Origin of the sequence: Phaeacidiphilus oryzae TH49 (assembly GCF_000744815.1) — a bacterium.
GTDB lineage: Bacteria > Actinomycetota > Actinomycetes > Streptomycetales > Streptomycetaceae > Phaeacidiphilus > Phaeacidiphilus oryzae.
Genome location: NZ_JQMQ01000005.1, coordinates 5,804,778 through 5,830,857, shown reverse-complemented (window position 1 = coordinate 5,830,857; position 26,080 = coordinate 5,804,778). Strand labels below are relative to the sequence as shown.

Sequence of the window (26,080 nt, the reverse complement as noted above, 5' to 3'; positions counted from 1 at the left end):
TGAGGCCTTCGCCTGCCCACCCTAAATCCGGCTTAGGGGAACCCTAAGAAGGGGCCCCCGGCGCATGATCTTCGAACTGCAGCCCTAGGGTCTGTCGCGGAATTCGAGTGAATCGAAGCGACGGCGTGGAGGCAGGGTGACGATCGGGAGCGAGCGGCCGTACGACGAGCCCTACGACCTCGTCGACGGCCCCGCCGCGGATCCGCTCGGCCCTCCGCCGCGCCCCCACCACGGCCGGCACGCCCGGCAGCGCCGGGCAGGCGAGCTGCGCCGGCTGCGCGGCACCATCGCGGCCGGAGCCGCGGTGGTGGTCCTCGGCGGCGGCGCGGCCTACGCTGCCTCCTCGCTCGGCGGCGGGAAGCGCGCGGTATGGCGGGACGCGGCGACCACGCCGGTCACCGATGGGGGCTCGCCGAGCGCGAAGGACGCCTCCGCCGCCACCCACCCGACCGCCGGCGCTTCGCGCCCGGCCGACGCCGGACGGCACCGCGGCGGGGCGGTCGCGGGCGGACGGTCCGGATCGGCGTCCGGCGGCGGGCACGGCACCGGCTCGGCCTCCGCCACACCGTCCCCGACCGGCGCCGGGCGCCACCGCTCGCCTTCCGGCTCCGCCTCCGGGAGCCCGCGGCAGCCGGCCCCGACCGCGGCCGGGCACGGCGGGCAGAGCACCGGCTCCCCGAGCGGCTCGCCCTCCGCGACCGGGGGTTCGGGCACCTTCGGCGCCGCCGCCGGCGCGAGCGCGGCCACCCAGGCCGTGCTGAACGCCATGAACCAGGCCCGCGCCCAGGCCGGGCTGCCGCCGCTGCGGCTCAGCAGCGGGCTGGCGGCCAGTTCCGCCGCGCACACCGAGTTGATGGCGAGCGGCTGCGGACTCTCCCACCAGTGCCCCGGCGAGGCCGGGCTGGGCGACCGGATATCCGCGGCGGGCGTCACCGGCTGGTCGATGGTCGGCGAGAACATCGGCGAGGCCTCCGGCACGGCGGACGGCTCCTCGGCGATCAGCCAGGCGGCCGTCGGCCTCACCCGCGACATGCTGGCCGAGCGGGCCCCGAACGACGGCCACCGGCGGAACATCCTCAGCGGCACCTTCCAGTACGTCGGGATAACCGTCCACCGGACCGCGTCCGGCGTGGTCTGGATGACCCAGGACTTCTACGGCTGACCGCTCTCCCCCCGCGCCACCAGCAGGAGAAGCCGTACGTTCGGGAACCGCTCGATCCGCTCCACCCGATAGCGGGAGCGCAGCGCACGGGCCTCGCAGGCCGGCATCGCCCGGTACGGGCCGCCGCCGGCGGCGGTGCTGACCAGCCATACCCGCGGAGGGCCGGTCGGTTGCGCGGCACAGCCCGCACCGGCGGGCAGTTCCGCGGGACGGGCCTTCGGCGGGGTGTTCCGCCACCAGTAGGCCATCGCCCGGCGCTCCTGGCGGTGCCCCGCGTAGGCGACGCCGTCGCCGGGCCGGTATCCCGCCAGCACCGCCCGGGCGACCGGCCGGTAGGCGGGCTCCGAGGGGTCGTTGCGCAGCACCACTCCGGGCCGGGAGAGCAGCGCCAGGCCGAGGAGGACCAGCCCCGCGCCCAGCAGAGCCCGGCCGCGCAGCCGCCCGCAGAGCCGTCCGCCGGGCCACCCGCCCCACCCGCCCCACCCGTACGCAGCCGCGAGCGCCCAGGCCGGAACGGTGAAGAGGAGGTAGCGCGGGAGGAAGAGGTGGAGTGCGTCCGTGGTCAGCAGGGTCACCGCGGGCGGCAGCAGGGCCCAGAGCGCCAGCAGTGCGGTCTCCGGGCGGCTCGGCCTCCGGTCCGCGGGCACCGCGCGCCGGAGGGCCGACCGCAGCAGGGCCACGACTCCGGCCAGTACCGCCGCGCAGACCGCCGGGGAGCGGAAGAGCATATAGGGCATCGCCGCCGCGTCCGGCCAGGTGGTGTGGTTCCAGGCGATCTGGCCGCCCTGCCGGTGCCCGTACCAGAGCAGCGGGGAGAGCAGCGCCACAGCGGCCGCCACCGCGGCGGCCCAGCGCCGCCGCTCACCACGGCCGCTCTGCCAGACATACGCCGCGTGCGCGGCCAGGATGGTGAGGGTGACCGCGTGGGCCCCACCGCAGCACACCAGAGCCGCGCTGTAGCCGAGCCACTGACGGCGCGTCAGCAGCAGGGTGGCAAGCAGCGCGAAGAGCATGGCGAAGGCGTACGGCCTGGCCTCCTGCCCGTAGCGGGCGACCGTGGGGGTGACCGCGAAGAGCAGTCCGGCGCGGAGCCCGGCCCCCGGGCTGCCGAGCAGCCGGCGCCCCAGTGCGCCGAGGAGCGCCCCGGCGCCCGCCATCGCCAGCGCGGACGGCAGGCGGAGGGCGGTGGGACCGTCGCCGAAGACCGCGATCCAGCCATGCAGCAGCAGATAGTAGGGCGCGAGGACGAAGTCGACGTGCTGGACGAGCCGCCAGAGCTCCGGCAGCGGCAGTCGGGCGGCCGCCCAACTCGCCTCCTCGTCCCGCCAGACCGGCCGCGAGCCGATCTCCACCAGGCAGGCGGCCAGTGTCAGCAGCCCGGGCAGCGCCCAGCAGAGCCACGAGGGCAGCACGAGCAGGCGGCGGCCCGGCGCCGGCCGGGAGAGCCGGACCGGCGCCGGCCGGCGGCCGTCTTCGACGAGGGTCATTCGTAGCGCAGCCCTTCCGGGCGGGTGAGCCGGCCCAGCGCCGGCAGCGTCAGTACGGTGACCAGCAGCACCACCCCGCCGCCCGAGCCGAGCAGCACCGCCAGCCGCGCCCAGGGCAGACTCGACGACAGGCCCGCGCTGTGCTGGAGGAGGGCGCCGCAGGCCAGCCCGAAGACCGCCGCCAGCGCCAGGCCCACCGCGACGGGCAGGGCGCTCTGCCAGAGGAGGGAGAGGGCGAGGGTGCCGCGCCGGGTGCCGAAGGCGTCCAGCACCGCCAACGGCCTTCTGCGTTCGCGCAGTTGCTCCAGCAGTCCGACCAGCATGCTGAGCGCGACCAGCAGCATCGTGGTGTCGGCGGCGGCCAGCAGGTCGCGGGTGACCGCGGCGAACTGCTTGTCGGTGCCGAGGTCGCCGGCGAACCGGGTCTCGGCCAGCGGGTCCTGGGCCGCGACGGCGTTCCGCACCAGGTCGTCGGCGTCCGCGCGCCGTCGGTCCACGCCCAGGAAGAGGCGGACGCCGACCGACCGCGCCAGCGCCGGGTAGGCGGCCGCCGCACGCGGGGTGAGCAGCCGCGTCCCGCCGATCAGGAACCGGCCGGCGCCGGGAGCGGCCGGTGCGGCGGTGTACCGGGCGGTGCCGCCGGGCACCCGGTCGCCCGCCGCCGGCAGCGTCCAGCGCGCCTGCACGGCGCTGCCCTCGGGGGCGGCCACCACGACCCGGCTGCCGGAGGGCGGGGCGGCGGCCGGGTCCTCGGTGACGAAGGCGTCCCCGTCGGCGCAGCGCGCGATCTCCAGCAGCCCGCGCAGCATCGGGCAGTCGGCGACCACCAGCGTGCCGTACCAGTCGCCCGGACCGCGCAGGTCCAGCTCTCCGTAGGCCTCGGCCCAGGAGACGCCCGGACGGGCAGCGAGGTCCCGGACCTCCCGCGCAGCGGCGATGGCCGGGACGTGGAGCTGCGCCACGGCGTCCGCCCCGGCCATCCTGGACAGCGGAACCGACTCCGGGCCGACGCCCGCGAGCGCACCGGCCGGCACCACCAGACCCTGGCTGATGCCGCTGAACAGCATGGACGCCGCCAGCGCCCCGGTGACCAGCACCACCACCCCGACCACCGACCGATGTCCGGCGCCGCCCCCGAACTGCAGTCTGCGCACGGCCAGCTGCCAGGAGACCGTCCCCCTCGGCAGCACCCTCAGCACCGCCGCCAGCACCCAGGGCAGCAGCGCCGCCACACCCAGGACCACCAGCAGGATCGCCGCCACCGCCAGCACCAGCCTGGCCCGGCTGGCATACAGCGCGTCGGCCTGGGGCACGGCGACGGCGAGCAGGGCCAGTCCCAGCACCGGCAGGGCGAGCCGCCAGACCACCGCCCAGGCCCGGAGCCCCCGCGGCCGCTCCCCCGCGGCCCCGTGCGGCCGGCCGCCGCGCCGGACCTCGGCCAGCGGATCGGCGGTCACCCGCCGCAGCGAGAACCGGGTGACGGCCAGCGCCAGCCCCGGGACGCCGACGGCGACCAACGCGGCCAGGCCGGGCCGCGGCACCAGATCGGACGGGTAGACGCTGAGCCCTTGCACGACGACGAGACCGGCGAACCGGCGTCCGACCAGGAACACCGCCGCCCCCAGCAGCAGTCCGAGCGTGGAGCCGACCAGGGACTCCCCGGCCGCGATGCGCTGCACCCCGGCCCGGTCGGCGCCGGCCAGCCGGAGCGCGGCCAGCCGCCGGTCCCTGCGCTCCCCGCCGAAGCGCGCCGACACCGCGATGAAGACCAGTACAGGCGCGAACAGCACCACCATGCCGACCAGCAGCAACAGCAGCAGTGGGGCGCTCAGCGGCCGTCGGCTGGGCGAGGAGCCGAAGTGGTCGTAGCGGCCGGCGCCGTCGGTCGTCGCCTGGAGGGTGGTCGAGGTCAGCACGTAGGCATAGTCCTGGGGGCCGGTCAGCCCGGCCTCGGTGAGGGTACCGGCGATCACCCGGTCGGCCCGGCCGCCGCTCAGGCCCAGCCGCCCGCGCAGCAGCGCGCTGCCGGGCTGCCTCAGCAGCCGCTCCAGCGCCGGGGAGACCAGCATCCGTCCGGACGCCGGGTAGCGCACCACCCCGGGGTAGGCGACCGGGTGGGCGCCCTCCGGACGGACCACCGCACCGCGGATGTCCGCACCCCGGAAGGAGGTCTCGACCGACAGCGCCAGCACCGTGCGCTCGGTGGGCCGCGCGGCCGGCTCCGCGAAGAGCGCGTCCGTGATGGCGTGGATCCGGTCGGTGCGCCGTTCCTGCATCGTCGGCACCGAGGCGGCGAGCAGCAGCACCGCCACCCCGACCGCGACCCCCACCGCGGTGAGGACCGTGCGCAGCAGGCAGTCCCGGCCGCCGGTGGCGGCGAGCCGGGCGCCCAGGGCGAGTTCGGCCAGGGCGGCGCGCGCCTTCGGCCCGGGCTGCCGCCTCAAAGGGTCACCGCCCCGGCCCGGGAGGTGGTGCGCCCGTCCCGGACGACCACCTCGCGGTCGCCGTAGGCCGCCACCCGGGGCTCATGGGTGACCAGGAGGACCGCCGCGCCGCCGGCCCGCGCGGTCTCGGTGAGCAGGCGCATCACCTGCTCCCCGGCGAGCGAGTCCAACGCGCCGGTCGGCTCGTCCGCGAAGACCACCCGGGGTCCGGTGACCAGCGCCCGGGCCAGGCCGACCCGCTGGCCCTGGCCACCGGATATCTCCCCCGGCCGCTTCCGCGCCAACTCGCCGACGCCGAACCGCTCCAGCCAGTCCGTGGCCGCCCGCTCCGCCTCGCGCCGGCGGATCCCGGAGAGCCGCAGCGGCAGCGCGACGTTCTCCAGGCAGGACAGCTCGGGCACCAGCTGGCCGAACTGGTAGAGGAAGCCGAACTCCCCGCGGCGCAGCGCGCTGCGGCCGGAGTCGCTGTACTCGGCGAGGTCGCGGCCCTTGTAGCGGACGGTGCCCGCGTCCGGGGCGATGATCCCCGCCAGGCAGTGCAGCAGGGTGGACTTCCCGGAGCCGGACGGGCCCAGCAGGGCCACGATCTCCCCGGCCGCGAGCCGGAGCGAGGCGTCGCGCAGGGCGGGGGTGCCGCCGAAGTCCTTGGCCAGGCCCAGGCCTTCGAGGAGGGCGGTCACGCGGCCGCCACCTCCCTGCCCAGCTCGTCCAGGCGGGCGGCGGTCAGCTCCAGCCAGCGCAGGTCGGCCTCCAGGTGGAAGAGGGCGTGGTCGCAGACCAACTGCTCGGCGAGGTCGCCGTCGGCCTTGCGGCGGGTCAGCTCGCGCATCTGGCGCAGATGCTCGGCGCGCTGGACGTCCAGCAACTCCACAGCGGGGCGTCCGGTCATCAGCGCCAGCACGACCTTGGTGTACAGCGTGGACTGGAGGTACGGCTCGGGGCTCTCCGGCTTGCCGAGCCAGCCCTCGATGTCGGTGACGCCGGCGTCGGTGATCGCGTACCGCTTGCGCTCCGGGCCCCCGCCGGGCTCCACGGTGTCGACGGTCACCAGCCCGTTCTTCAGCAGACGGGACAGGGTGGCGTACACCTGCCCGTAGTGCAGCGGCCGGGTGTGGGCGAAGCGCGAGTCATAGCTCCGCTTCAGGTCGTACCCGTGCCGGGGCGCGTTCTCCAGCAGCCCGAGGAAGACGTGGCTCAAGGACATGAGCGGGACTATACACGTGAGTGTATTCAGGGGTGTGTATACCCCCGCGCAAGGGCAGGCCGAGGGACCGGAGGGCCGGAGGGTCGGAGCGAACCGTTACAGCGCCAGCGCCAGCAGGACCGGCGCCGCCCGCGCGGAGAGGACCTCCGCGCTGTCCCGCAGCCGGTAGGCGTCGTCCAGCGGAAGCGAGAGCGCCAGGCAGCCGACCGTGTCGCCGGCCGTGATCGGCACCGCAGCGCAGACCGTCCCCAGCGCGTACTCCTGGAGATCCAGCGTCGGCACCGTGGCCGGCTGCCGGTCCAGGCTGTGCAGCAGGGCGCCCCGGTCGATCAGCGTCCTGGACGTGAACCGCGCGGGCGGGTGCCGGGAGAAGTGGTCCTGCCTGCCGTCCACGTCCAGCTGGCTCAGCAGGCACTTGCCGATCGCGGACGCGTGCCCGCTGGCCCGGAAGTCCACCCACTCCTGCACCCGGGGCGTCTCCGGCGCGTCGACCACCGCGTCGACCGTCACCTCGCCGTCGTGGTAGCGGCTGAAGTACACGGCCGCCCCCAACTCGTCGCGGAGCGAACTGAGTTTGGCCACCAGCCGGGCCCGCACCAGCTGCTCCCGGTTGCTCTGCCCGAGCAGGGCCAGCGCGCCGCCGAGGATGTAGCAGCCGTCGTCGAGGCGGTGGACGTAGCCCTCCGCCTCAAGGGTGTTCAGCAGCCGCCGAACCGTTTCGCGCGGGAGGTCCACATCGGCCGCGAGCACCGGTAGGGGCGCCCCCTCGTGGTGCCGGTCGACGATCTCCAGCAGGCGCAGCGCGCGCTGCACGGAGCTCCTGGGCGCGGCCCGGCCGTCACCCGCACCCGCGTGAACGTGCGGGTCATACGGGTCGTGGGGCGCCTCGGCGCCGCGCGCCCAGCGCCCCTCGTCTCCGCCGCGGCGGCCCGCGGCCGCATCGCGGCCGGCCCCGGCGATCCCGAACTGGTCGGGCACACCGGGGCGTTGCGAACGATCGGGTCGATCGGGCCGTTCGGGGACTCCCCCCCGCTCACTCCGCACCGCCATGTCTCTCAGGGTATCGGGCGGAAGCTCCCCGTGTGGCCTACTGCGCCCGGTTCCCCACCCCAATTGACCTGGCATGATAATCCGTCATATGCCAATGGGAATACCGTATTCCACCCCCCGGGGACGACCCGGCCGAAGACCACGTCTCCGCCGCCGCTCAGTCGGAGTCGGCCTCCTCCCGGCGCTCGGCGACCGCCTTCGCGACCCGGCGGCCGTACTCGGCGTCGGCGGCCCGGAAGTGGCCGATCACCTTCTCCACCACGTCCTCGCGCTCCACCCCGGCCAGCGCCCCGGCCAGGTTGTCCACCAGCCGCTGCCGCTCGGCCGCGGACATCAACCGGTAGAGCTCGCCGGCCTGGTAGAAGTCGTCGTCCTTGCTGTGCGCGGGCGCCTCGTGGGTGCCGGTGTGCCCCTCGACCGCCGTCGGCGCGGACAGCGGCCGGCCGGTCTCCACCGGGCCGCCGTAGGAATTGGGTTCGTAGTTCTTCGCCCGGCCCCCGGCGTTGACGGCCATCAGCCCGTCCCGGCCGTAGTTGTGCGCCTCGGTCGCCCGCGGGGCGTTGACCCGCAGCTGGGTGTGGTTGACCCCGAGCCGGTAGCGGTGGGCGTCCGCGTAGGCGAACAGCCGGCCCTGGAGCATCTTGTCCGGGGACGGCCCGATGCCCGGCACGAAGTTGTTCGGGGAGAAGGCGGCCTGCTCGACCTCGGCGAAGACGTTCTCCGGGTTCCGGTCCAGCACCAGGCGACCGACCTTGACCAGCGGGTAGTCGCCGTGCGGCCACACCTTGGTCAGATCGAACGGGTTGAAGCGGTAGTCCGCCGCCTCCTCCACCGGCATCAGCTGGACGTACAGCGTCCAGGACGGGAACACCCCGCGCTCGATGGCCTGGTGGAGGTCTCGCTGGTGGCTGTCCGGGTCCCGGCCGGCCAGCTCGGCGGCCTGGGCCTCGTCCAGGCAGCGGATCCCTTGGTTGGTCTTGAAGTGGTACTTCACCCAGTAGGCGCGGCCGTCCTCGGCGGTCCACTGGTAGGTGTGCGAGCCGTAGCCGTTCATGTGCCGGTACGAGGCGGGGATGCCGCGGTCGCCGAAGAGCCAGGTGACCTGGTGGGTGGCCTCCGGGGAGTGGGCCCAGAAGTCGAAGACGTTGTCCGCCTCGGTCATCCCGGTGTGGGGGTCGCGCTTCTGGGAGTGGATGAAGTCCGGGAACTTCAGCGGGTCCTTGATGAAGAAGACCGGGGTGTTGTTGCCGACGAGGTCGTAGTTGCCCTCCTCGGTGTAGAACTTCAGCGCGAAGCCGCGCGGGTCGCGCACCGCGTCGCCGGCGCCGAGGCTGCCCGCCACTGTGGAGAACCGGGCGAAGACCTCGGTCCGCTTCCCCACAGTGCCCAGGAAGGCGGCGCTGGTGTAGTCGGTGACGTCCTCGGTCACCTCGAAGAAGCCGTACGCCCCGGAGCCGCGGGCGTGCACCACCCGCTCCGGGATCCGCTCCCGGTTGAACCGGGCCAGCTTCTCCAGCAGGTGCTGGTCCTGGAGGAGCAGCGGGCCGCCGATGCCGGCGGCGGCGGAGTTCTGGTTGTCGGCGACGGGTGCGCCGGACTCGGTCGTCAGCGTCTTGCGGGCTTGCGCCATGGTGCTACCTCTGCTCGGTCTCTGTGATGGCGTGGCATGGAGTGGGGAAGGCAGTGCGTCGGTGACAGTGTGGTCCTGGGGGCCCGGCCGGCGCGTCAGCGCAGCAGCTGCCGGCCCGCCGGCTCGGCGCCGTCGGCGGTGTCGATCGGCGCCCCGCGCAGCCAGCTGCCGCGGACGACGCCGGTCAGCGTCGCCCCGGCGTACGGGGTGACCGGGTTGCGGTGGTGCAACTCCTCGGCCTGGACCAGGAGTTCGCCGTCCGGGTCGAAGGCGACCAGGTCCGCGTCCCGGCCCACCGCGAGGGCGCCCTTGCGGTCCGCGAGGCCGACCAGGGCGGCCGGGCCGCTCGACATCCACCGCACCACGTCGGACAGCGTGTGGCCGCGCCTGCGGGCCTCGGTCCAGATCGCCGGCAGCCCGACCTGGAGGGACGCGATCCCGCCCCAGGCCTGCGCGAAGTCCCCGCTGCCGCCCAGTCGCGGCAGCAGCTTCAGCTCGGGGGTGGAGGGCGAGTGGTCGGAGACGATCGCCGCGAACTCGCCCGCCGCCAGCGCCGCCCAGAGGGCGTCCCGGTTGGCCTCGCCGCGGATCGGCGGGCAGCACTTGTACGCGGTGTCGCCGTCCGGGACCCGCTCGGCGGCCAGGGTGAGGTAGTGGGGGCAGGTCTCGGCGGTGACCTCGACCCCGTCCTCCCTGGCCTGCCGCAGCAGCGGCAGCACGGCCGCCGAGGAGACGTGGAGGATGTGGACGCGGGCGCCGGTCCGCCGGGCGGTGTCCAGCAGCCGCGCGACGGCGGCGGCCTCGGCGTCGTCCGGACGGGAGGCCAGGAAGTCGCGGTAGTGCGGACCCGGCCGCTGCGGGGCGGCGTCCAGGACCGCGGGGTCCTCGGCGTGGATGATGGCGAGGGCGCCGACCCTGGCCGTCTCGGCGAGCGCGGCCTCCAGGTCGGGCTGCGGGAGGTGGGGGAACTCGTCCACCCCGGAGGGGGCGAGGAAGCCCTTGAAGCCGAAGACGCCGGCCTCGTGGAGGGGCTCGATGTCCTTGACGTTGCCGGGGATCGCCCCGCCCCAGAAGCCGACGTCGACGAAGGTCTGGCCGCGGGCGGCGGAGCGCTTGACGGCCAGGTTGTCGACGGTGGTGGTGGGCGGGAGCGAGTTGAGCGGCATGTCGACGAGGGTGGTGACGCCGCCGGCCGCGGCGGCGCGGGTGGCGGTGGCGAAGCCCTCCCACTCCGTCCGGCCCGGCTCGTTGACGTGGACGTGGGTGTCCACCAGGCCGGGGAGGAGGGCCAGCTCGCCGAGGTCCTGGACCTCCGCGCCCCGGAGGGCCCCGTACCCGCCGATCTCGGCGATTCGGCCGTCCCGGACGCGTACGTCGGCGGCGCGGGGCCCGTCCGGAAGCTCCGCCCTGCGGGAGCGGAACACCGTGTCCTGACGGGTCATCACTACCTCCTGTCCGCGGCGGCCTGCCCATGAGCCTAGGCCCGCCTTCAACAAAACGTCAACGTTCGGAGCGAAGTCGCGCGGCGACCTCAGGGGCGCGGAGCCGGGGCCGGAGGGAATGTCAGCCCAGCAGCTCGCGCGCCGCCAGTTCGCCCGCCCGCGTCGCCAGCAGCGCCGCGTCGGCGAAGGAGTCCTCGCCCTCGCGCGCGAGGGCCGACAGCGCGTACGCGGCCGCGAACCCCGCCCCCCGCCACCGGGCCTCCGGCAGCGCGACCAGGCCCGCCACCGCCGCCACCCGCGCCCCGCGCGCCCCGCCGCCGCCGCGACCCCCATCGGGGCCTTCCCCCGCAGCGACTGCTCGTCCAGGCAGCCCTCCCCGGTCAGCACCAGGTCCGCCCCCGCCACGACCTCCTCGAAGCCGAGGAGGTCCAGCAGCAGCGCGATCCCCGGCCGCATCTCCGCCCCCAGCAGCGCGAGCGCCGCGAAGCCGATCCCGCCGGCCGCGCCCGCCCCCGCCGCGTCCCGCAGATCCTCGCCGGTCACCCGGGCGACCGCGTCGGCCCAGACGCCGAGGGCCGCGTCCAGGGTGCTGACGTCCTCCTTCGAGGCGCCCTTCTGCGGTCCGTACACCGCCGCGGCCCCGTACTCCCCCAGGAGGGGGTTGTCCACGTCCGAGGCGAGGGCGAGCTCGACGCCCTCCGGCAGCAGTCCGCCCACCGGCAGCCTTACCGTTGCCAGCCGGGCCAACTCCCGTCCCCCCGGCGGGAGTTCGCGGCCGGTCGAGTCCAGCAGCCGGGCGCCGAGCGCCTGTGCGAGGCCGGCGCCGCCGTCCGTGGAGGCGCTGCCGCCGACCCCCAGCACGATCCGCCGGCAGCCCAGCTCCCGGACCGCGTGCCGGATCAGCTCGCCGGTGCCGTAGCTGGAGGCGGTCAGCGGGGCCGGCCGCCCACCGGGGAGCCGGGCCAGGCCGGACGCCTGGGCGATCTCCACGACCGCCGTCCCGGACTCCGCGTCGAACGCCAGCGCCGCCGGCACCGGCTCCCCGGTCGGGCCGGAGACGGTCACCGTCTCCGCCCGGTACCCGGCCGCCGTGGAGGCGAGGGCGGCGCGTACCGTCCCCTCTCCCCCGTCGGCGACCGGGAAGGTGCGGACGACCGTGCCCTCGGGGGCGGCCCGGCGGACGCCCTCGGCGATCCGCTCGGCGGCCTCCGCCGCGTCCAGCGTCCCCTTGAACTTGTCGGGTGCCACCACGACCGTCACCGGCATGCGTCGTCGTTCCGTTCTGTCCGCATCGAGTCGATCCCTCCCGGCGACGCGCCTAGTCGGCACGACCGGTCCCCACCTGACGTCATTGTCTGTGTAAGGCGGCGCGTCACCGGGAGGAGCCTAGGCCAGCGCCGTCGGGGCGTCGGCCACCAGATCCGCCGCGAGGGGCTCGAACTCGTTGACGTTGTCGAGTTCGGTGCCCATCGAGACGTTGGTGACCCGCTCCAGGATCACCTCGACGACGACCGGGACCCGGTGCTCGGCGGCCAGCTTCCTGGCCTCCTCCAGCGCCGGGGCGATCCCCTCCGGCTCGAAGACCCGCAGCGCCTTCCCGCCCAGTCCCTCGACGACCTTGACGTGGTCGACACCGTAGCCGCCGACCTCCGGGGCGTTGATGTTGTCGAAGGAGAGCTGGACGCAGTAGTCCATGTCGAAGCCGCGCTGCGCCTGCCGGATCAGCCCCAGGTAGGCGTTGTTCACCAGCACGTGGACGTAGGGGATGTTGAACTGCGCCCCCACCGCCAGCTCTTCCAGCATGAACTGGAAGTCGTAGTCCCCCGACAGCGCGACCACCTGGGCCTCGGGTTCCGCGGTGGCCACACCGAGCGCGGCCGGCAGCGTCCAGCCCAGCGGCCCGGCCTGCCCGGCGTTGATCCAGTGCCGGGGACGGTAGACGTGGAGCATCTGCGCGGCCTGGATCTGGGAGAGGCCGATGGTGGTGACGTACCGGGTCTCCGGTCCGAAGACCCGGTTCATCTCCTCGTAGACCCGCTGCGGCTTCACCGGCACCTCGTCGAAGTGGGTCTTGCGGACGTTCGCCGGATCGGTCTTGCGCTCCCGGCACTCGGCGGCCCACTGCGAGCGGTCCGGCAGTGTCCCGGCCGCCGCGCGCTCCTTCGCCGCCGCCACGAACAGCTCCAGCGCGGCGCGGGCGTCGGAGGCGATGCCGTAGTCCGGCGCGAACACCCGCCCGATCTGGGTGGGTTCGATGTCGACGTGGACGAAGGTGCGGCCGCGGGTGTAGGTGTCCAGGCCGCCGGTGTGGCGGTTGGCCCAGCGGTTGCCGATGCCCAGCACGAAGTCGGAGGCGAGGAAGGTCTGGTTGGCGAACCGCTGGTGGGTCTGCAGGCCGACCATGCCGGCGGTGAGCGGGTGGTCGTCCGGGATGGTGCCCCAGCCCATCAGTGTGGGCACCACCGGGACGCCGGTCAGCTCGGCGAACTCGACCAGCAGTGCGGCCGCGTCGGCGTTGACCACCCCGCCGCCGCTGATGATCAGCGGGCGCTCGGCGGCGCAGAGGAGGTCCAGCGCCCGGTCGATCTGGGCCCGGGTCGCCGCCGGCTTGAAGGCCGGCAGCGGCTGGTAGGTGTCCGGGTCGAAGTCGATCTCGGCCATCTGGACGTCGATCGGCAGGTCGATCAGCACCGGCCCGGGCCGGCCGGACCGCATCAGATGGAAGGCCTGCTGGAAGGCACCCGGCACCTGGGCCGGCTCCAGCACGGTGACCGCCATCTTGGTCAGCGGCCTGGCGATGGAGGGGATGTCCACCGCCTGGAAATCCTCCTTGTGCAGCTTGGCCACCGGGGCCTGGCCGGTGATGCAGAGGATCGGGATGGAGTCGGCGCTCGCCGAGTAGAGCCCGGTGATCATGTCGGTGCCGGCCGGCCCGCTGGTGCCGACGCAGACGCCGATGTTGCCGGCGCGGGCCCGGGTGTAGCCCTCGGCCATGTGCGAGGCGCCCTCGACGTGCCGGGCCAGCACGTGCCGGAGGCCGCCGTTGGTGCGCATCGCCGCGTAGAAGGGGTTGATGGCCGCGCCGGGGAGACCGAAGACGGTGTCCACGCCCTCGCGCTTGAGGATCTCGACGGCCGCCTGGGCCGCGGTCATTCGCGCCATGTGACTCTCGCCTCTCGAAAGGTGTTCCGGGACTACTTCTCGTCCGTGCCGGCCAGCCGCTGAACGCCGCGCAGCAGCGCGGAGTGGTCCAGGCCGCCGTCGCCGTTGGACCGCGCCGAGGCGACCAGCTGGGCGACCAGCGCGCCGACCGGCAGCGGGGCGCCGACCGCGCGGGCGGCGTCGGTGACGATCCCCATGTCCTTGTGGTGGAGGTCGATCCGGAAGCCGGGCTTGAAGTCCCGGTTGAGGATGTTCGCCCTCTTGCGGTTGAGCACGGTGGAGCCGGCCAGTCCGCCGCCGAGGACGTCCAGGGCGGAGGCCAGGTCGACGCCGGACCTCTCCAGGAAGACCACGGCCTCGGCGAGCGCCTGGATGTTGCTGGCCACGATCAGCTGGTTGGCGGCCTTGACCGTCTGCCCGGCGCCGTGCGGGCCGACGTGGACGATGGTGGTGCCGAGCGCCTCCAGCACCGGGCGGGCCTCGGCCACGTCCTCGGCGTCGCCGCCGACCATGATGGAGAGGACGCCCTCGACCGCCCCCGCCTCGCCGCCGGAGACCGGCGCGTCGAGGGTGCGGACCCCGCGCGGGGCGGCGGTCTCCTGGACGGCGAGGCTGGTCTGCGGGGTGATGGTCGACATGTCGATGAGGAGGGTCCCCTCGGCGGCATGGGCCAGGACGCCGTCCTCACCGGTCACCACCTCGGTGACCTCGGGGTCGGCGGGAAGCATGGTGATCACCACCTCGGCGCCGCGGACCGCGTCCGCGACCGAGTCGGCGGCCCGGCCGCCGGCCTCCACCAGCGCGTCCACCGCCGGGCGGCTGCGGTTGTAGCCGGTGACCTGGTGCCCGGCCTTCACGAGGTTGGCGGCCATCGGCCGCCCCATGATCCCGAGCCCGATGAAGGCGATCTTCTTGCTGGGCATGTGCGCTCCTCTGCTGTGCGATGTTGTGCGGTGCGGCGTGGAGGGTCCCAGGGGCGGGAGTCAGCCGTTCGCCCGCGAGGCTCGCGGCAGCCAGTCGAACGCGCTCGCCGCGGGCGACTTGTACTCCAGGCCCACGTTCCCCCCGTACCCCACGGCGTCCAGCTCGGCGAGGAGCGCCGGCAGGTCCAGCTCGCCGGATCCCGGCGCGCCGCGCCCCGGCGTGTCGGCGATCTGCACATGCCCGATGCGGTCGCCGAACCGCCGGATCACGCCGTCCTCGCCGGACAGCCGCTCGCCGTTGCGGGCGAGGTGGTAGAGGTCGCAGAGGAAGCGGGCGTTGCCGAGGCCGGTGGCGGCGTTGACCCGGTCCACGACCGAGACCGCGGCGTCGGCGCTCAGCAGCGCGTAGTCCGGCGCCTCGACCTTGTTCAGGGCCTCCACCAGCAGCACGGCGCCGATCCCCGCCGCCGCCTGGGCGGCCAGCGAGAGGTTCTCCAGGGCGAGCTCGTCCTGCGCCTCCGGCGCCGCTCCGGCGAGCCGGTTGCCGTACAGCGCGTTGAGCGCGCCGCAGCCCAGCGAACCGGCCAGCTCGGCCGCCACCGGGATGTTCTCCCGGAACCGCCGGGACTGCTCGGGCAGCGACAGCACGCCCTTCTCGCCCTCGGTGAGCCCGTCCAGGAAGTTCAGCCCGGTGAGCCGCACGCCGGCGTCGGTGAACGCCCGGCGCAGCGCGTCGACCTCCTTCTCGTCCGGCACGTGGTCCGCGCCGAACGGCCACCACAGCTCGGCCGCGGTGAAGCCGGCGGCGGCCGCGGCCGCGGGCCGCTCCAGCAGCGGGAGGTCGGTCAGCAGGATGGAGAGGTTGACGGTCCACCTGCGGTCGAGCTGGTCCTTGGAGGGCTCCACGGCGACTCACTTCCGTCGTCGATCTGTTTTCGTATAGTGGAATTGCTTTTCTGGCTCGCGGAATCACCGTAGCGCACTCGCTTCGACTGTCAAGGCCCGCCGACCCCGGAGCGGGCCGTTGGATACCCTCGGGCCGTGCGTTTGAAGGTGGAGTTCACGACCGAGCCGTTCCAGCTGGACGGCTTCCCCCCGCATGCCGTGGCGGCCCGCCGCGTGGTCGACGAGGCCGGGCTGACGGTGGACGTCGGCCCGTTCGGCACCAGCGCCGAGGGCCCGGCCGAGGCGGCGCTCACCGCCGTCGACCGGCTGGTCCGGGACTCCCTCGCGGCCGGCGCGACGCGGATCTCGGTCCAGGTCAGCGTCGTCGACGAGGACGGGAACGAGATCGCGGAGGACACCGAGTGAGCAACGGGAACCCGCCCCGGCCGGCCCGGCCCGCCCGGGAGCAGCACCCGCTCGCCGACGCGATCGAACCGCTGCTCGACGCCGTCGGCGGCCGGATAGTCGCGCTGGACCGGGCCCGCCCGGACGACGTCGTACTGCGCTGGGAGGGCGAGCCCGCGGTGGCCGTCCGGCTGGCCGGTCTGGAGAGCGCCCTGGACCGGCTGCTCGCCGAGATGGAACGGCAGTTCGGCGCCCCGCTGAACGAGCTCGGCCGGGCGGAGAAGCAGCAGGTCGTCGCTGCCCTGGAGGAGCGCGGCGCGTTCACCGTCCGGCACGGCGTGGAGACGGTGGCCGGCGCCCTCGGGGTCAGCCGGTTCACGGTCTACAACTACCTCAACCGGATGCAGGCGAAGTCGCAGCGAAACCCCGGCTCCTGAACCGGGTGAACGGCACGCCACCGGGACACGTGCTTTCAACAAACTGTTGACGTGGGGGTCGGGCCGCTCTACGGTCTCCGGCAACGGCCAGCACCGCACCCGGAGGTCGTCCGTGCCCGTGCCCATGACACTCGATGCGCTCAACGCCCTCCCGGCGGCAGAGCTGCACTCCGTCCTCACCGAAGTCTGCTCCAGCCCCGCGTGGGCGAAGACCGTCGAGGCGTCCCGCCCGTGGCCGGACCCCCGTGCGCTGCTGGCCGCCAACCAGGAGGCGATGGCCGCCCTCACCCCGGGCGACCTCGCCGACGCCATGTCCGGGCACGCCCGGATCGGCACCCCGAAGGCCGGCGACGCCACCTCGCAGCGCGAGCAGTCGGGGGTCCGCGGAGCCGACGCCGCCCTCCTCGCCGAGCTCTCCGCGGCCAACGCCGCCTACGAGGCGAAGTTCGGCCATGTCTTCCTGATCTGCGCCACCGGTCGAACCGCGGAGACCATGCTCGCCGCGCTGCGCGACCGGTATCCGAACGACATGGACCGCGAACGCGAGATCGTCCGCGGCGAACTGGGCAAGATCAATGCGATCCGGCTCAACCGCCTGCTGGGCGAGAAAGCCTGACGGGCCGTCCGGGCCGCCGGATCCACCCGGCCGGCCCGGCCGGCCCCGCCCCACTCACGACGGGACCCACCGCCATGACCACCGTCTCCACCCATGTGCTGGACACCAGCGCCGGCCGCCCCGCCCAGGGGATCCCGGTCGCCCTGGACCAGCGCGACGCCGGCACCGGCGAATGGCGCGAGCTCGGCTCCTCCGCCACCGACGCGGACGGCCGCTGCAAGGACCTGCCCGCTCCTGACACCACGTCAGGGGTCGTCCTCCGGCTGCGGTTCGAGACCTCGACGCCGTTCTTCCCCGAGGTCTCGATCGTCTTCACCGTCGATCCCGCCCAGCCGCACTACCACGTACCGCTGCTGCTCAACCCGTACGGATATTCGGTCTACCGAGGGAGCTAGCCACCCATGCCGCATGTGCTCGGCCAGAACCAGTACGGCAAGGCGGAGACCCGCGTCGTCCGCATCTACAAGGACACGGACCGCCACGAGATCAAGGACCTCAACGTCTCGGTGGCGCTCTCCGGTGACCTCAGTGATGTGCACCTCACCGGCTCCAACGCCCACTGCCTGCCCACCGACACCACCAAGAACACCTGCTTCGCCTTCGCCAAGCAGTACGGCATCGAGTCCGCCGAGGCCTACGGCATCAAGCTGGCGCGGCACTTCGTGGACGACACCGAGCCGATCCACCGGTCCCGGATCCGGATCGAGGAGTACTTCTGGGACCGGATCAAGACCCCGGACTCCCGCGCCCGCTTCATCGGCTCCGACGAGATCGGCCACTCCTTCGTCCGCCGCGGCGGAGAGGTGCGCACCACCGAGATCACCTACGACGGCGAACGCGTCCAGGTCATCTCGGGCCTCAAGGACCTGGTGGTGCTCAACAGCACCAACTCCGAGTTCTGGGGGTACATCAAGGACGAGTACACCACCCTCAAGGAGGACTACGACCGGATCCTGGCCACCCAGGTCACCGCCCGCTGGGCGTTCGGCTTCGAGGGCCGGGAGGACGAGCGCGAGCCGGACTGGAACCGCTCCTACGCCAAGGTCCGCAAGCACCTGCTGGAGGCCTTCGCCGAGACCTACTCCTACTCTCTGCAGCAGACCCTGTTCGCGATGGGCAACCGGGTCCTGGACAACCGCCCCGAGGTGGACGAGGTCCGCCTCTCGCTGCCCAACAAGCACCACTTCCTGGTCGACTTCGACGGTTTCGCCGTCGAAGGGCTGAAGAACGACCGCGAGGTCTACCACGCCGCCGACCGCCCCTACGGCCTGATCGAGGGCACCGTGCTGCGCGAGGGCGCCACCGCGGTGATCCCGGTCGACTGACCGCACCCACCCACAGCCCCCGGGGACTCTCGATCCGCCGTCCCGCCCCGGGGGCCGGGCCGCACCCCCCAACCATCCGCGAACGGAAGGCTCACCATGGCACTCCGCTCCACCAGGACCACTGACGGCGGTACCACCAGCTCTACGGCGCCGCCAGCGAAGCCGGCCGAGACGACCACGACCACCACTGCCCCCGTACCACCCGGCATATCCCCCGCCGGAACGGAGGACGAGGGCGCTGCCGCCGCCGTCCACCCCGTGGACGAGCGGCTGCCCCCCGCCAAGCTCTTCACCACCGGCCTCCAGCACGTCGCCGCGATGTACGCCGGAGTCATCGCCCCGCCGCTGATCGTCGGCCAGTCCGCGCGGCTCTCCCCCGGAGAGCTCGCCCTCCTCATCACCGCGTCGCTCTTCACCGCCGGGATCGCCACCCTCCTGCAGACCCTCGGCTTCTGGAAGATCGGCACCAGACTGCCGTTCGTCAACGGCGTCTCCTTCGCCGGCGTCGCCACCATGACGGCGATCGTCAGCCAGCACGGCGCGAACGGCCGGGCCGCGCTGCCGGTCATCTACGGGGCCGTGATCGTCGGCGGGGCCTTCTGCTTCCTCGCCGCGCCCTGGTTCTGCCGGCTGCTGCGCTTCTTCCCGCCGGTGGTCAGCGGCACCGTGATCACCCTGATCGGGCTCACCCTGCTGCCCGTCCCGATGGGCTGGATCGCCGAGAACAGCACCCGCGGCGCCGCCCCGCGCAACGTCGGGGTCGCCCTCTTCACCCTCGCCGTCGTCCTCCTCGGCAACCGCCTCCTCAGGGGGTTCGCCCGGCAGGTCGCCCTGCTGATCGGCCTCGTCGTCGGCACCCTGGTGGCGATCCCGTTCGGCATGGTGGACGCCGGCGGCGTCCAGCACGACGCGGTCTTCGCCCTGCCCTCCCCGCTGCACTTCGGCGCGCCGAGGTTCGACATCGCCGCCATCGTCTCCCTGTGCATCGTGATGCTGGTGTCCATGACGGAGTCGACCGCGGACATCCTCGCCCTCGGCGAGATCGTCGACCGGCCCGCGACCCAGGACGTGATCGCCCGCGGGCTGCGCGCCGACGGGCTCTCCACGGCCCTCTCCCCGTTCTTCAACGGCTTCGCCAACAGCGCCTTCGCGCAGAACATCGGGCTGGTGGCGATCACCGGGATCCGCAGCCGGTTCGTGGTCGCGGCCGGCGGGGCGATCCTCTTCCTGGCCGGGCTCTTCCCGGTGATCGGCGGCCTGGTGTCGCTGGTGCCGGAACCCGTGCTGGGCGGGGCCGGGATCGTCCTCTTCGGCTCGGTGGCGGCCAGCGGCGTCCGCACCCTCCTCAAGGCCGACCTCACGGACAGCCGCAACGTCATCGTGATCGGCGTCTCGATCGGCGTCGGCGTCGTCCCGATCGCCGACCCGACCTTCTACGACGCCTTCCCCACCTGGGTACAGACCGTGATGGGCTCCGGCATCTCCGCCGGATGCATCACCGCGGTCCTCCTCAACCTCCTCTTCCACCATCTGGGCAGGACCGGCGGGCCCTCCCCCGCCGGCGACCCCGCGGCCGAGACACTTCCGCTGGGGGAGCCGCTGGGGGAGCCGCAACCGCACTGACCGACCGACAGGAGACCGCCTCCATGAGCCAGACCCACCCCGGACAGCAGCGCACCGTCATCGAGAACGCGGCCATCGCCACCGTCGACGCCCAGGACACCGAGTACGCCTCGGGCCATGTGGTGATCGCCGGCAACCGCCTCGAGTCGGTGGGCGACGGACCCGCGCCCGCCGGGCTGGACGGGGTGGTCAGGCGGATCGACGCGACCGGGCACCTGGTGACGCCCGGACTGGTCAACTCCCACCACCACTTCTACCAGTGGATCACCCGCGGCCAGGCGCAGAACAGCATCCTCTTCGACTGGCTGACCGCCCTCTACCCGACCTGGGCGAGGATCGACGCCGGCCTCGTCCACGCCGCCGCCCAGGGCTCGGCCGCCGCCCTCCTCAAGTCCGGCTGCTCCACGGCGATGGACCACCACTACGTCTTCCCGCGCGGCGGCGGCGACCTGCTGGGCGCCGAGATCGAGGCCCTCGCCGAGCTGGGGATGCGCTTCACCGCCACCCGGGGCTCGATGGACCTCGGCGAGAAGGACGGCGGCCTGCCGCCGGACGACGCCGTCGAGACCACCGACGACATCCTGGCCGCGACGGAGTCGGCCATCGAACGCCACCACGACGCCTCCTTCGACTCGATGCTGCGGATCGCCGTCGCCCCCTGCTCCCCCTTCTCCGTCACCACGCGGCTCCTCACGGAGAGCGCGGAACTCGCCCGCGCGAAGGGCGTCCGGCTGCACACCCACGGCTCCGAGACGGCCGAGGAGGAGGCCTTCTGCAAGGAGCGCTTCGGCATGGGCCCGACCGACTACTTCGAGAGCACCGGCTGGCTCGGCGAGGACGTCTGGATGGCGCACTGCGTCCACATGAACGACTCGGACATCGACAAGTTCGCGTCCACCGGGACGGGGGTCGCCCACTGCCCCTCCTCCAACGCGCGCCTCGCGGCCGGCATCGCCCGGGTCCCCGACATGCTGGCGGCGGGCGTCCCGGTCGGCCTCGGCGTGGACGGCACCGCCTCCAACGAGTCCGGCGAGCTGGGCACGGAGCTGCGCAACGCCACCCTGATCAACCGCCTTCACGGGCGCCCCGACGCGCTGACGGTCCGCCAGGCCCTGCGCCTGGGCACGATGGGCGGAGCCCGGGTCCTCGGCCGCGAGGCCGAGATCGGCTCCCTCGAACCGGGCAAGCTGGCCGACCTGGCCCTCTGGAAGCTGGACGGGGTCCTCCACTCCTCCATCCCCGACCCGGTGGCCGCGCTGGTCCTGGGCGCCCTCCCACCGCTGACGCTGCTCCTGGTCAACGGCCGCCCGGTAGTCGAAAACGGCAACCTGACAACGGTCGACGAGTCCCGCATCGCGCAGGCGTGCGCGAACGCGGCACGCGAGCTGGCATCGCGGGGCTAGTCCCGTAAGTTGCGCAGCAACTTCAGGGGCGCGGGGAACTGCGCGGCCAGCTGTCTACGGCGCCGCACCCGGCAACGGACAACGGGATGCAACCCGGACTCCGCTGCCGACTGACAGACCATAAGTGGCTGGGCGCGCAGTTCCCCGCGCCCCTGGATTCGCCCTTCGGGCTTCATCCCGGGGCAGCCAAGGCGGGGCGCGGGGCGGCAGCCCCGGATGGGGGTCCCCGCGCCGTTCAGGCGTGGGGGAGGGAAGGGGCGGGGCTGGGGCAAGAAAAATCGCCCCCAAAGACCCGGGGCCCGGCGCGGGACGGCGCCGGCTCCCCGGCCGCGCGCCTGGCGGCTTCGCCACTCTCCGGCGAACGAAGCCGCCAGGCGCGCATCCACCCCTCACCGCCGACAACGCACCCGGCACACCGCCCAGGTGACGCCCGCCGCCACCACCGCGGACCCCACCGGCACCGCAATCCGCCGCAGCAGCACCGGCCACACCGCCGCCCCCAGATCCAACCGCTCCGGCTCCGCAGCCGACACCGCAGCCGACACCGCCGACGACGCCGCAGCCGACGTCGCAGGCGCCAGCCGTCGCTCCAGATTCCCCGCGAACTGCCCCACCAGCCGATCCCCGATCTCGCTGAGGATCCCCCTCCCGAACTGCGCCGGCCGACCCGTCAGCTCCAGCGAGGTCCGCACCCGTACCCGCGTCGCCGCCGCCCCGGCGCCCTCCTCCGTCAGCGTCGCCACGACCCGCGCCGCCGCCGTCCCCGCCCCCCGCGCCTCGCTCCCGCGCAGGTCCAGCACGACCTCCCAGCGGCCCTCGTCATAGGCGATGGTCCCCTCCCCCCGGTAACTCATCTGCACCGCACCGGCCTTGACCCGGACCCGGCCCCGGAACGCGTCCCCGTCGACCCCGTCGAGCACCGCCCCCGGCATGCACGGGGCGATTCCCTCCAGGTCCTGGAAGACCTTCCAGGCCTCCGCCCGCGCGACGGGCACGGTGAATGAATGGTCGAGCTCCATCAGTGTGTCTCCTTGCCGGTGTTCTCGGTCCTGCGAATCAGCCCCCGAACCCGTTCGGGCGTCAGCGGCCCCCGCCGCACGACCACCTCGTCCGCGCCGCCCACTCCCCGCAGGGCGTCCTCCACCGCGTTGGCCAGCACCGCCTGCGGGGCGATCGCCCCGCCCTCGCCGAGCCCCTTCACTCCCAGCGGGTTGAGGGTGCTGAAGGTGTGGATCTCGTCCAGCTCCAGATCCGGGATCTCGGAGGAGGTCGGCACCAGGTAGTCCATGTACGTGGTGGTCACCGGTTGCCCGTCCGGCCCGTAGACCATCTCCTCGAACAGCGCTCCCGCGATGCCCTGCGCGACTCCGCCGGTGATCTGCCCCTCCGCGATCAGCGGATTGACGATCCGCCCGGCGTCGTGCACCACCACATACCGCTCGACGGACACCGCCCCCGTCCGGGTGTCCACCTCCACCACCGCCGCATGCGCGCCCGAGGACATGGTGAACCCCGGCGGCCGGAAGTACGCGGTCTCGCCCAGCTCGACCCCGTCGGCCACCAGCCGCGCCAACTCCCGCTGCCCCCAGGCATCCTGAGCCTCGGCCCGGACCTCCGCCGCGATCCGCTCGCGCAGCCGCCGCCCCGCCAGATGCGTCGCGTTCCCGGCCGTCACCAGCGCCCGCGAAGCGATCGTGCCGACCCCGTGCGGGACGGTGTCGGTGTCCCCGCCCACCACGTCGATCAGCTCGACCGGCACGCCGACCGCGTCCGCCGCGATCTGCGCCATGCTGGTCCGGTGGCCCTGCCCCTGCGAGGGGGCGCCCAGCGCCAGCAGCAACCGCCCGTCCGGCCGCACCGACAGCCGCGCCGACTCGAACGGGCCGAGCCCGGTCGACTCCAGGTAGACGGCGAACCCGACGCCTACCCGTCGCCGCGCGCCCGCCGCCGCCTCCTCCGCCTGCCGCTTCCGCAGCGCCGGCAGGTCGACCGCCGCCACCGCCCTGCGCAGCAGCTCCGGAAAGTCCCCGGAGTCGTACTCCTGATCGCTGCCCGACCGGTCCAGCAGCCCTGTCCGGTAAGGAAGCTGATCGGGCGTCAGCAGATTGCGGCGGCGCAGCTCGGCCGGCTCCATCCCCAGCCTCCGGGCCAGCCGGTCCAGCGCCCGCTCCATCGCGAAGACCGCCTCCGGCCGCCCGGCGCCCCGGTACGGGGAGGTCGGCGCGGTGTTGGTGAGCGCCGCCCGGACGTCGATCTCCACGTTCGGCACCCGGTACGGCCCGAGGAGGTGCACCACGCTGTTGTAGGGGACCACGAGGCCGGTCAGCGTCCCCGCGCCGAAGTTGACCGTGAACCGGTCGCGCAGCCCCAGCAGCCGCCCCTCCCCGTCCGCCGCCAGCGCGATCCGGTGCCGCTGCTCGCGCGCGTGCGAGGCCGCCACCAGGTTCTCGTTGCGGTCCTCCCGCCACAGCACCGGCCGCCCGAGCGCCTGCGCCGCGAACGGGACGAGGACCTCCTCCGGGTAGATGATCCCCTTCTGCCCGAAGCCGCCGCCGACGTCCGCCGCGACCACCCGCACCTCGCCCGCCGGCCGCCCCAGCGACTCGGCGATGTGGTCCCGCAGCCGGTGCGGCGTCTGGGTGTTGGACCACACTGTCAGCCGCCCGTCGTAGCCGCCGGGGGCGGCCAGCAGCGCCCGGGTCTCCATCGGCGAGGCCACATAGCGGTGGGCCTCGAACTCCTCCTCCACGATCACCGCGCCCGGCTCGGCGAAGGCCGCCTCCGGGTCGCCGACCACGGTGTGGACGGCCAGCGCCAGGTTGTCCGGCCACTCCTCCTCGGTGCCCTCGCCGGCGAGCCGGGGAGCCCCCTCGGCCAGCGCCTCCTCGGGGTCGACGACGACCGGCAGCGGCTGGTAGTCGACCTCGATCTCCTCCAGGGCGTCCTCCGCCAGATAGCGGCTGTCCGCGACGACCATGGCCACCGCCTGGCCGACGTAGCCGACCCGGCCGTCGGCCAGCGCCGGCAGCGGCAGCCGGCGCACCACCGGACGGAGCGCCTCGGCGAGCGCCGGTGGCACCCGCAGCTCGGCCTCGTTGACCACCGGCGGCAGCGCGGCGACGTCGGCCGCGGTCAGCACCGCGTGGACGCCGGGCAGCGCGGCCGCCCGCTCGGTGTCGATCCGCAGGATGCGGGCGTGCGCCTGGGTGCTGCGCAGGAAGGCGGCGTGGAGGGTGCCGGGCAGGGCGATGTCGTCCACATAGCGGCCCTGGCCGCGCAGCAGCCGATCGTCCTCGATCCGGGGCATTGCCCGCCCGATGTGGGTGCGGACCTCTCCGCTCATCGCTCTGCCTCCTCGTGGCCGGCGGGTGCGCCGTGCACCTCGTCGAGCGCCTGCCGGGCCGCGGCCCGGATCCCCCGGTAGCCGGTGCAGCGGCAGAGGTGGCCGCTGAGGGCGTCGGCGACCGCCGCCTCGTCCGGCCGCTCGGCCCGTTCGGCCAGGGCGGTGCAGGTCATCAGCAGCCCGGGGGTGCAGTAGCCGCACTGCAGGCCGTGCTGTTCGTGGAAGGCGCGCTGCACAGGGCCGAGCTCCTTGCCGTCCGGCGCGAGGCCCTCCACGGTGCGGACCTCGGCGTCCTGGCACTGCGCGGCCAGGGTGAGGCAGGACCGCACCGGCTCGCCGTCGAGGAGCACTGTGCAGGCGCCGCAGACGCCGTGCTCGCAGCCGGTGTGGGTGCCGGTGAGCCCCAGCCTGTCCCGCAGCAGGTCGCTGAGGAGCAGCCGGGACTCCGCCCGTACGGCGACGCTCTCGCCGTTGACGGTGAGGGCCAGCTCGCGCCAGGCGCTGGGCTCGGCGAGCGGCGGACTCTGCGGGCGGATCCGGTTGCGCCCGCCGGTGGCGGCTGCGGCCGCGGTGTTCCGAGGTGTCGTCATGAGCGCCGCTCCCAGGCGTCTTCGAGGGCCTGTACGAGGAGTTCCTCGGCGGCCTCGCGCCGCCATTCGCCCGAGGCGTGGACGTCGCCCGGCGGCTCCAGCCCGGCCCGGAGCGCCTGGCGCGCCGCGGCAGGGTCGCCGGCCAGCGCGGCGGCCTCGGCCGCCGGCAGCCGTACGGGGGTGAAGCCGGCCCCGAAGCAGACCACCCGGGCATGCCCCTCGGCGACCAGCACGGCGACCCCCACCGCGGCGAAGTCCCCGTGCCGCCGGGCGAGTTCGGCGAAGCCCCAGCCGGCGCCGGCGGGGACGGCCGGCAGCACCGCCTCGATGAGCAGTTCGTCCGGCTCGACGGCGGTGGCGAAGGTGCCGAGGAAGAAGTCGGCGGCGGGCACGGTCCGCGTCCCGCGCGGTCCGGCCACCACCAGCTCGGCGTCCAGCGCGACCGCGGCGGCCGGCAGCTCGGCGGCCGGGTCGTGGTGGACCAGGCTGCCGCAGACGGTGCCGCGGTTGCGGATCTGCGGGTGGCCGATGTGCCCGGCGGCCGCGGCGAGCAGCGGCCAGCCGGCGCCCACCGCCGGGTCGGCGGCGACGGCGGACTGCCGTACGGCGGCGCCGATCCGCAGCGCGCCGGTGGCCGGGTCGACGGCGAGGACGTCGAGGCCGGGCAGCCCGGTGATGTCCACCAGCAGGTCCGGTCGGGCCAGCCGCATGTTCAGCATCGGGATCAGGGACTGGCCGCCGGCCAGCACCTTCGCCTCCCGCTCGGGATCGGAGAGCAGCGCCAGCATCTCGTCGAGCGAGGCCGGCGCGGCGTAGTCGAAGGGGCCCGGTTTCACAGCAGGAACCACCACCCGGTAGCTAAGGGCTGAAATATAAGGTGCCTTAGAAGAAACCCCCAGCCCGCCCCGCTGTCAACCCCGGCCGCGAAACCGGCCCCCGCCGCCGCCCC

General features: G+C 74.1%; 22 protein-coding genes and 1 pseudogene. 8 read left to right on the top strand and 15 right to left on the bottom strand.

What is annotated here, in order from left to right; translation table 11 throughout:
- The first annotated feature begins 136 nt into the window (after nt 1-136).
- On the top strand, nt 137-1,162 hold the full coding sequence (locus BS73_RS35215; protein ID WP_051941106.1) for a CAP domain-containing protein: 1,026 nt from the start codon (nt 137-139) through the stop codon (nt 1,160-1,162).
- Here BS73_RS35215 and BS73_RS35210 read toward each other — a convergent pair.
- The 11 genes and pseudogenes from BS73_RS35210 to BS73_RS29615 form a co-directional block, all read right to left on the bottom strand.
- Nucleotides 1,153-2,649 carry a glycosyltransferase family 39 protein gene (locus BS73_RS35210; protein WP_051941103.1) on the bottom strand — a complete coding sequence of 499 codons (1,497 nt, stop codon included), beginning with the start codon at nt 2,647-2,649 and terminating at the stop codon, nt 1,153-1,155. The genes BS73_RS35215 and BS73_RS35210 overlap by 10 nt on opposite strands.
- Nucleotides 2,646-5,093 carry an FtsX-like permease family protein gene (locus BS73_RS29655; RefSeq protein ID WP_051941101.1) on the bottom strand — a complete coding sequence of 816 codons (2,448 nt, stop codon included), beginning with the start codon at nt 5,091-5,093 and terminating at the stop codon, nt 2,646-2,648. The genes BS73_RS35210 and BS73_RS29655 overlap by 4 nt, the downstream gene beginning before the upstream one ends.
- A complete protein-coding gene (locus BS73_RS29650; protein WP_037577560.1) occupies nt 5,090-5,773 on the bottom strand; it encodes an ABC transporter ATP-binding protein in 684 nt (227 codons plus the stop codon). The genes BS73_RS29655 and BS73_RS29650 overlap by 4 nt, the downstream gene beginning before the upstream one ends.
- Complete coding sequence (locus tag BS73_RS29645; protein WP_037577559.1) at nt 5,770-6,297, bottom strand: PadR family transcriptional regulator; 528 nt, start codon at nt 6,295-6,297, stop codon at nt 5,770-5,772. The genes BS73_RS29650 and BS73_RS29645 overlap by 4 nt, the downstream gene beginning before the upstream one ends.
- Nucleotides 6,298-6,393: 96 nt before the next feature.
- On the bottom strand, nt 6,394-7,110 hold the full coding sequence (locus BS73_RS29640) for an IclR family transcriptional regulator (protein ID WP_037581713.1): 717 nt from the start codon (nt 7,108-7,110) through the stop codon (nt 6,394-6,396).
- Nucleotides 7,111-7,504: 394 nt separating this feature from the next.
- Nucleotides 7,505-8,977, bottom strand: a complete 1,473-nt coding sequence (locus BS73_RS29635) for a catalase (RefSeq protein ID WP_037577558.1) — start codon at nt 8,975-8,977, stop codon at nt 7,505-7,507.
- A gap of 95 nt (nt 8,978-9,072) precedes the next feature.
- Nucleotides 9,073-10,419: an allantoinase AllB gene (allB, locus tag BS73_RS40045; RefSeq protein WP_037581710.1), complete on the bottom strand. Its 1,347-nt coding sequence runs from the start codon at nt 10,417-10,419 to the stop codon at nt 9,073-9,075.
- A 363-nt stretch (nt 10,420-10,782) separates the two neighbouring features.
- A pseudogene (locus tag BS73_RS40040) lies at nt 10,783-11,685 on the bottom strand (glycerate kinase); the annotation flags it as partial.
- 120 nt (nt 11,686-11,805) lie between these two features.
- Complete coding sequence (gcl, locus tag BS73_RS29625) at nt 11,806-13,581, bottom strand: glyoxylate carboligase (protein WP_037577557.1); 1,776 nt, start codon at nt 13,579-13,581, stop codon at nt 11,806-11,808.
- Between the two features lie 32 nt (nt 13,582-13,613).
- Nucleotides 13,614-14,555, bottom strand: a complete 942-nt coding sequence (locus BS73_RS29620; RefSeq protein ID WP_265736894.1) for a 2-hydroxy-3-oxopropionate reductase — start codon at nt 14,553-14,555, stop codon at nt 13,614-13,616.
- Between the two features lie 9 nt (nt 14,556-14,564).
- The gene (locus tag BS73_RS29615) at nt 14,565-15,410 is read right to left on the bottom strand and encodes a TIM barrel protein (protein ID WP_037577555.1); all 846 of its coding nucleotides are present in this window, start codon (nt 15,408-15,410) and stop codon (nt 14,565-14,567) included.
- A 135-nt stretch (nt 15,411-15,545) separates the two neighbouring features.
- Between BS73_RS29615 and BS73_RS29610 the strand changes: the two genes are divergently transcribed.
- The 7 genes from BS73_RS29610 to BS73_RS29580 all read left to right on the top strand — a co-directional run bounded on the left by BS73_RS29610 (nt 15,546) and on the right by BS73_RS29580 (nt 21,198).
- Entirely contained in the window at nt 15,546-15,815 is a 270-nt protein-coding gene (locus BS73_RS29610; RefSeq protein ID WP_037577554.1) for a thiamine-binding protein, read from the top strand.
- Nucleotides 15,812-16,231, top strand: a complete 420-nt coding sequence (locus tag BS73_RS29605) for a helix-turn-helix domain-containing protein (RefSeq protein WP_037577553.1) — start codon at nt 15,812-15,814, stop codon at nt 16,229-16,231. Before BS73_RS29610 ends, BS73_RS29605 begins: the two co-directional genes overlap by 4 nt.
- Before the next feature lie 124 nt (nt 16,232-16,355).
- Nucleotides 16,356-16,847 (top strand): 2-oxo-4-hydroxy-4-carboxy-5-ureidoimidazoline decarboxylase, encoded by a 492-nt coding sequence (uraD, locus tag BS73_RS29600; protein ID WP_037577552.1) that lies wholly within the window; start codon nt 16,356-16,358, stop codon nt 16,845-16,847.
- Nucleotides 16,848-16,921: 74 nt separating this feature from the next.
- Nucleotides 16,922-17,242 (top strand): hydroxyisourate hydrolase, encoded by a 321-nt coding sequence (gene uraH / locus BS73_RS29595; protein ID WP_037577551.1) that lies wholly within the window; start codon nt 16,922-16,924, stop codon nt 17,240-17,242.
- Between the two features lie 6 nt (nt 17,243-17,248).
- Nucleotides 17,249-18,172, top strand: coding sequence for a factor-independent urate hydroxylase (gene pucL / locus BS73_RS29590; protein ID WP_037577550.1), 924 nt, complete (start codon nt 17,249-17,251; stop codon nt 18,170-18,172).
- 96 nt (nt 18,173-18,268) lie between these two features.
- Nucleotides 18,269-19,795, top strand: a complete 1,527-nt coding sequence (locus BS73_RS29585; protein WP_084704442.1) for a nucleobase:cation symporter-2 family protein — start codon at nt 18,269-18,271, stop codon at nt 19,793-19,795.
- Nucleotides 19,796-19,818: 23 nt separating this feature from the next.
- Nucleotides 19,819-21,198 carry an 8-oxoguanine deaminase gene (locus BS73_RS29580; protein WP_037577549.1) on the top strand — a complete coding sequence of 460 codons (1,380 nt, stop codon included), beginning with the start codon at nt 19,819-19,821 and terminating at the stop codon, nt 21,196-21,198.
- A gap of 389 nt (nt 21,199-21,587) precedes the next feature.
- On the opposite strand, the gene BS73_RS29575 is transcribed toward BS73_RS29580, so the two are convergent.
- From BS73_RS29575 to BS73_RS29560, 4 genes are read right to left on the bottom strand one after another with little or no spacing between them, the layout of a single operon-like run.
- On the bottom strand, nt 21,588-22,217 hold the full coding sequence (locus BS73_RS29575) for an SRPBCC family protein (protein WP_051941099.1): 630 nt from the start codon (nt 22,215-22,217) through the stop codon (nt 21,588-21,590).
- Nucleotides 22,217-24,541 carry a xanthine dehydrogenase family protein molybdopterin-binding subunit gene (locus BS73_RS29570; protein ID WP_037577548.1) on the bottom strand — a complete coding sequence of 775 codons (2,325 nt, stop codon included), beginning with the start codon at nt 24,539-24,541 and terminating at the stop codon, nt 22,217-22,219. Before BS73_RS29570 ends, BS73_RS29575 begins: the two co-directional genes overlap by 1 nt.
- Nucleotides 24,538-25,131 carry a (2Fe-2S)-binding protein gene (locus BS73_RS29565; RefSeq protein ID WP_084704441.1) on the bottom strand — a complete coding sequence of 198 codons (594 nt, stop codon included), beginning with the start codon at nt 25,129-25,131 and terminating at the stop codon, nt 24,538-24,540. Before BS73_RS29565 ends, BS73_RS29570 begins: the two co-directional genes overlap by 4 nt.
- Entirely contained in the window at nt 25,128-25,967 is an 840-nt protein-coding gene (locus BS73_RS29560; protein ID WP_037577547.1) for an FAD binding domain-containing protein, read from the bottom strand. Before BS73_RS29560 ends, BS73_RS29565 begins: the two co-directional genes overlap by 4 nt.
- Nucleotides 25,968-26,080 lie beyond the last annotated feature (113 nt).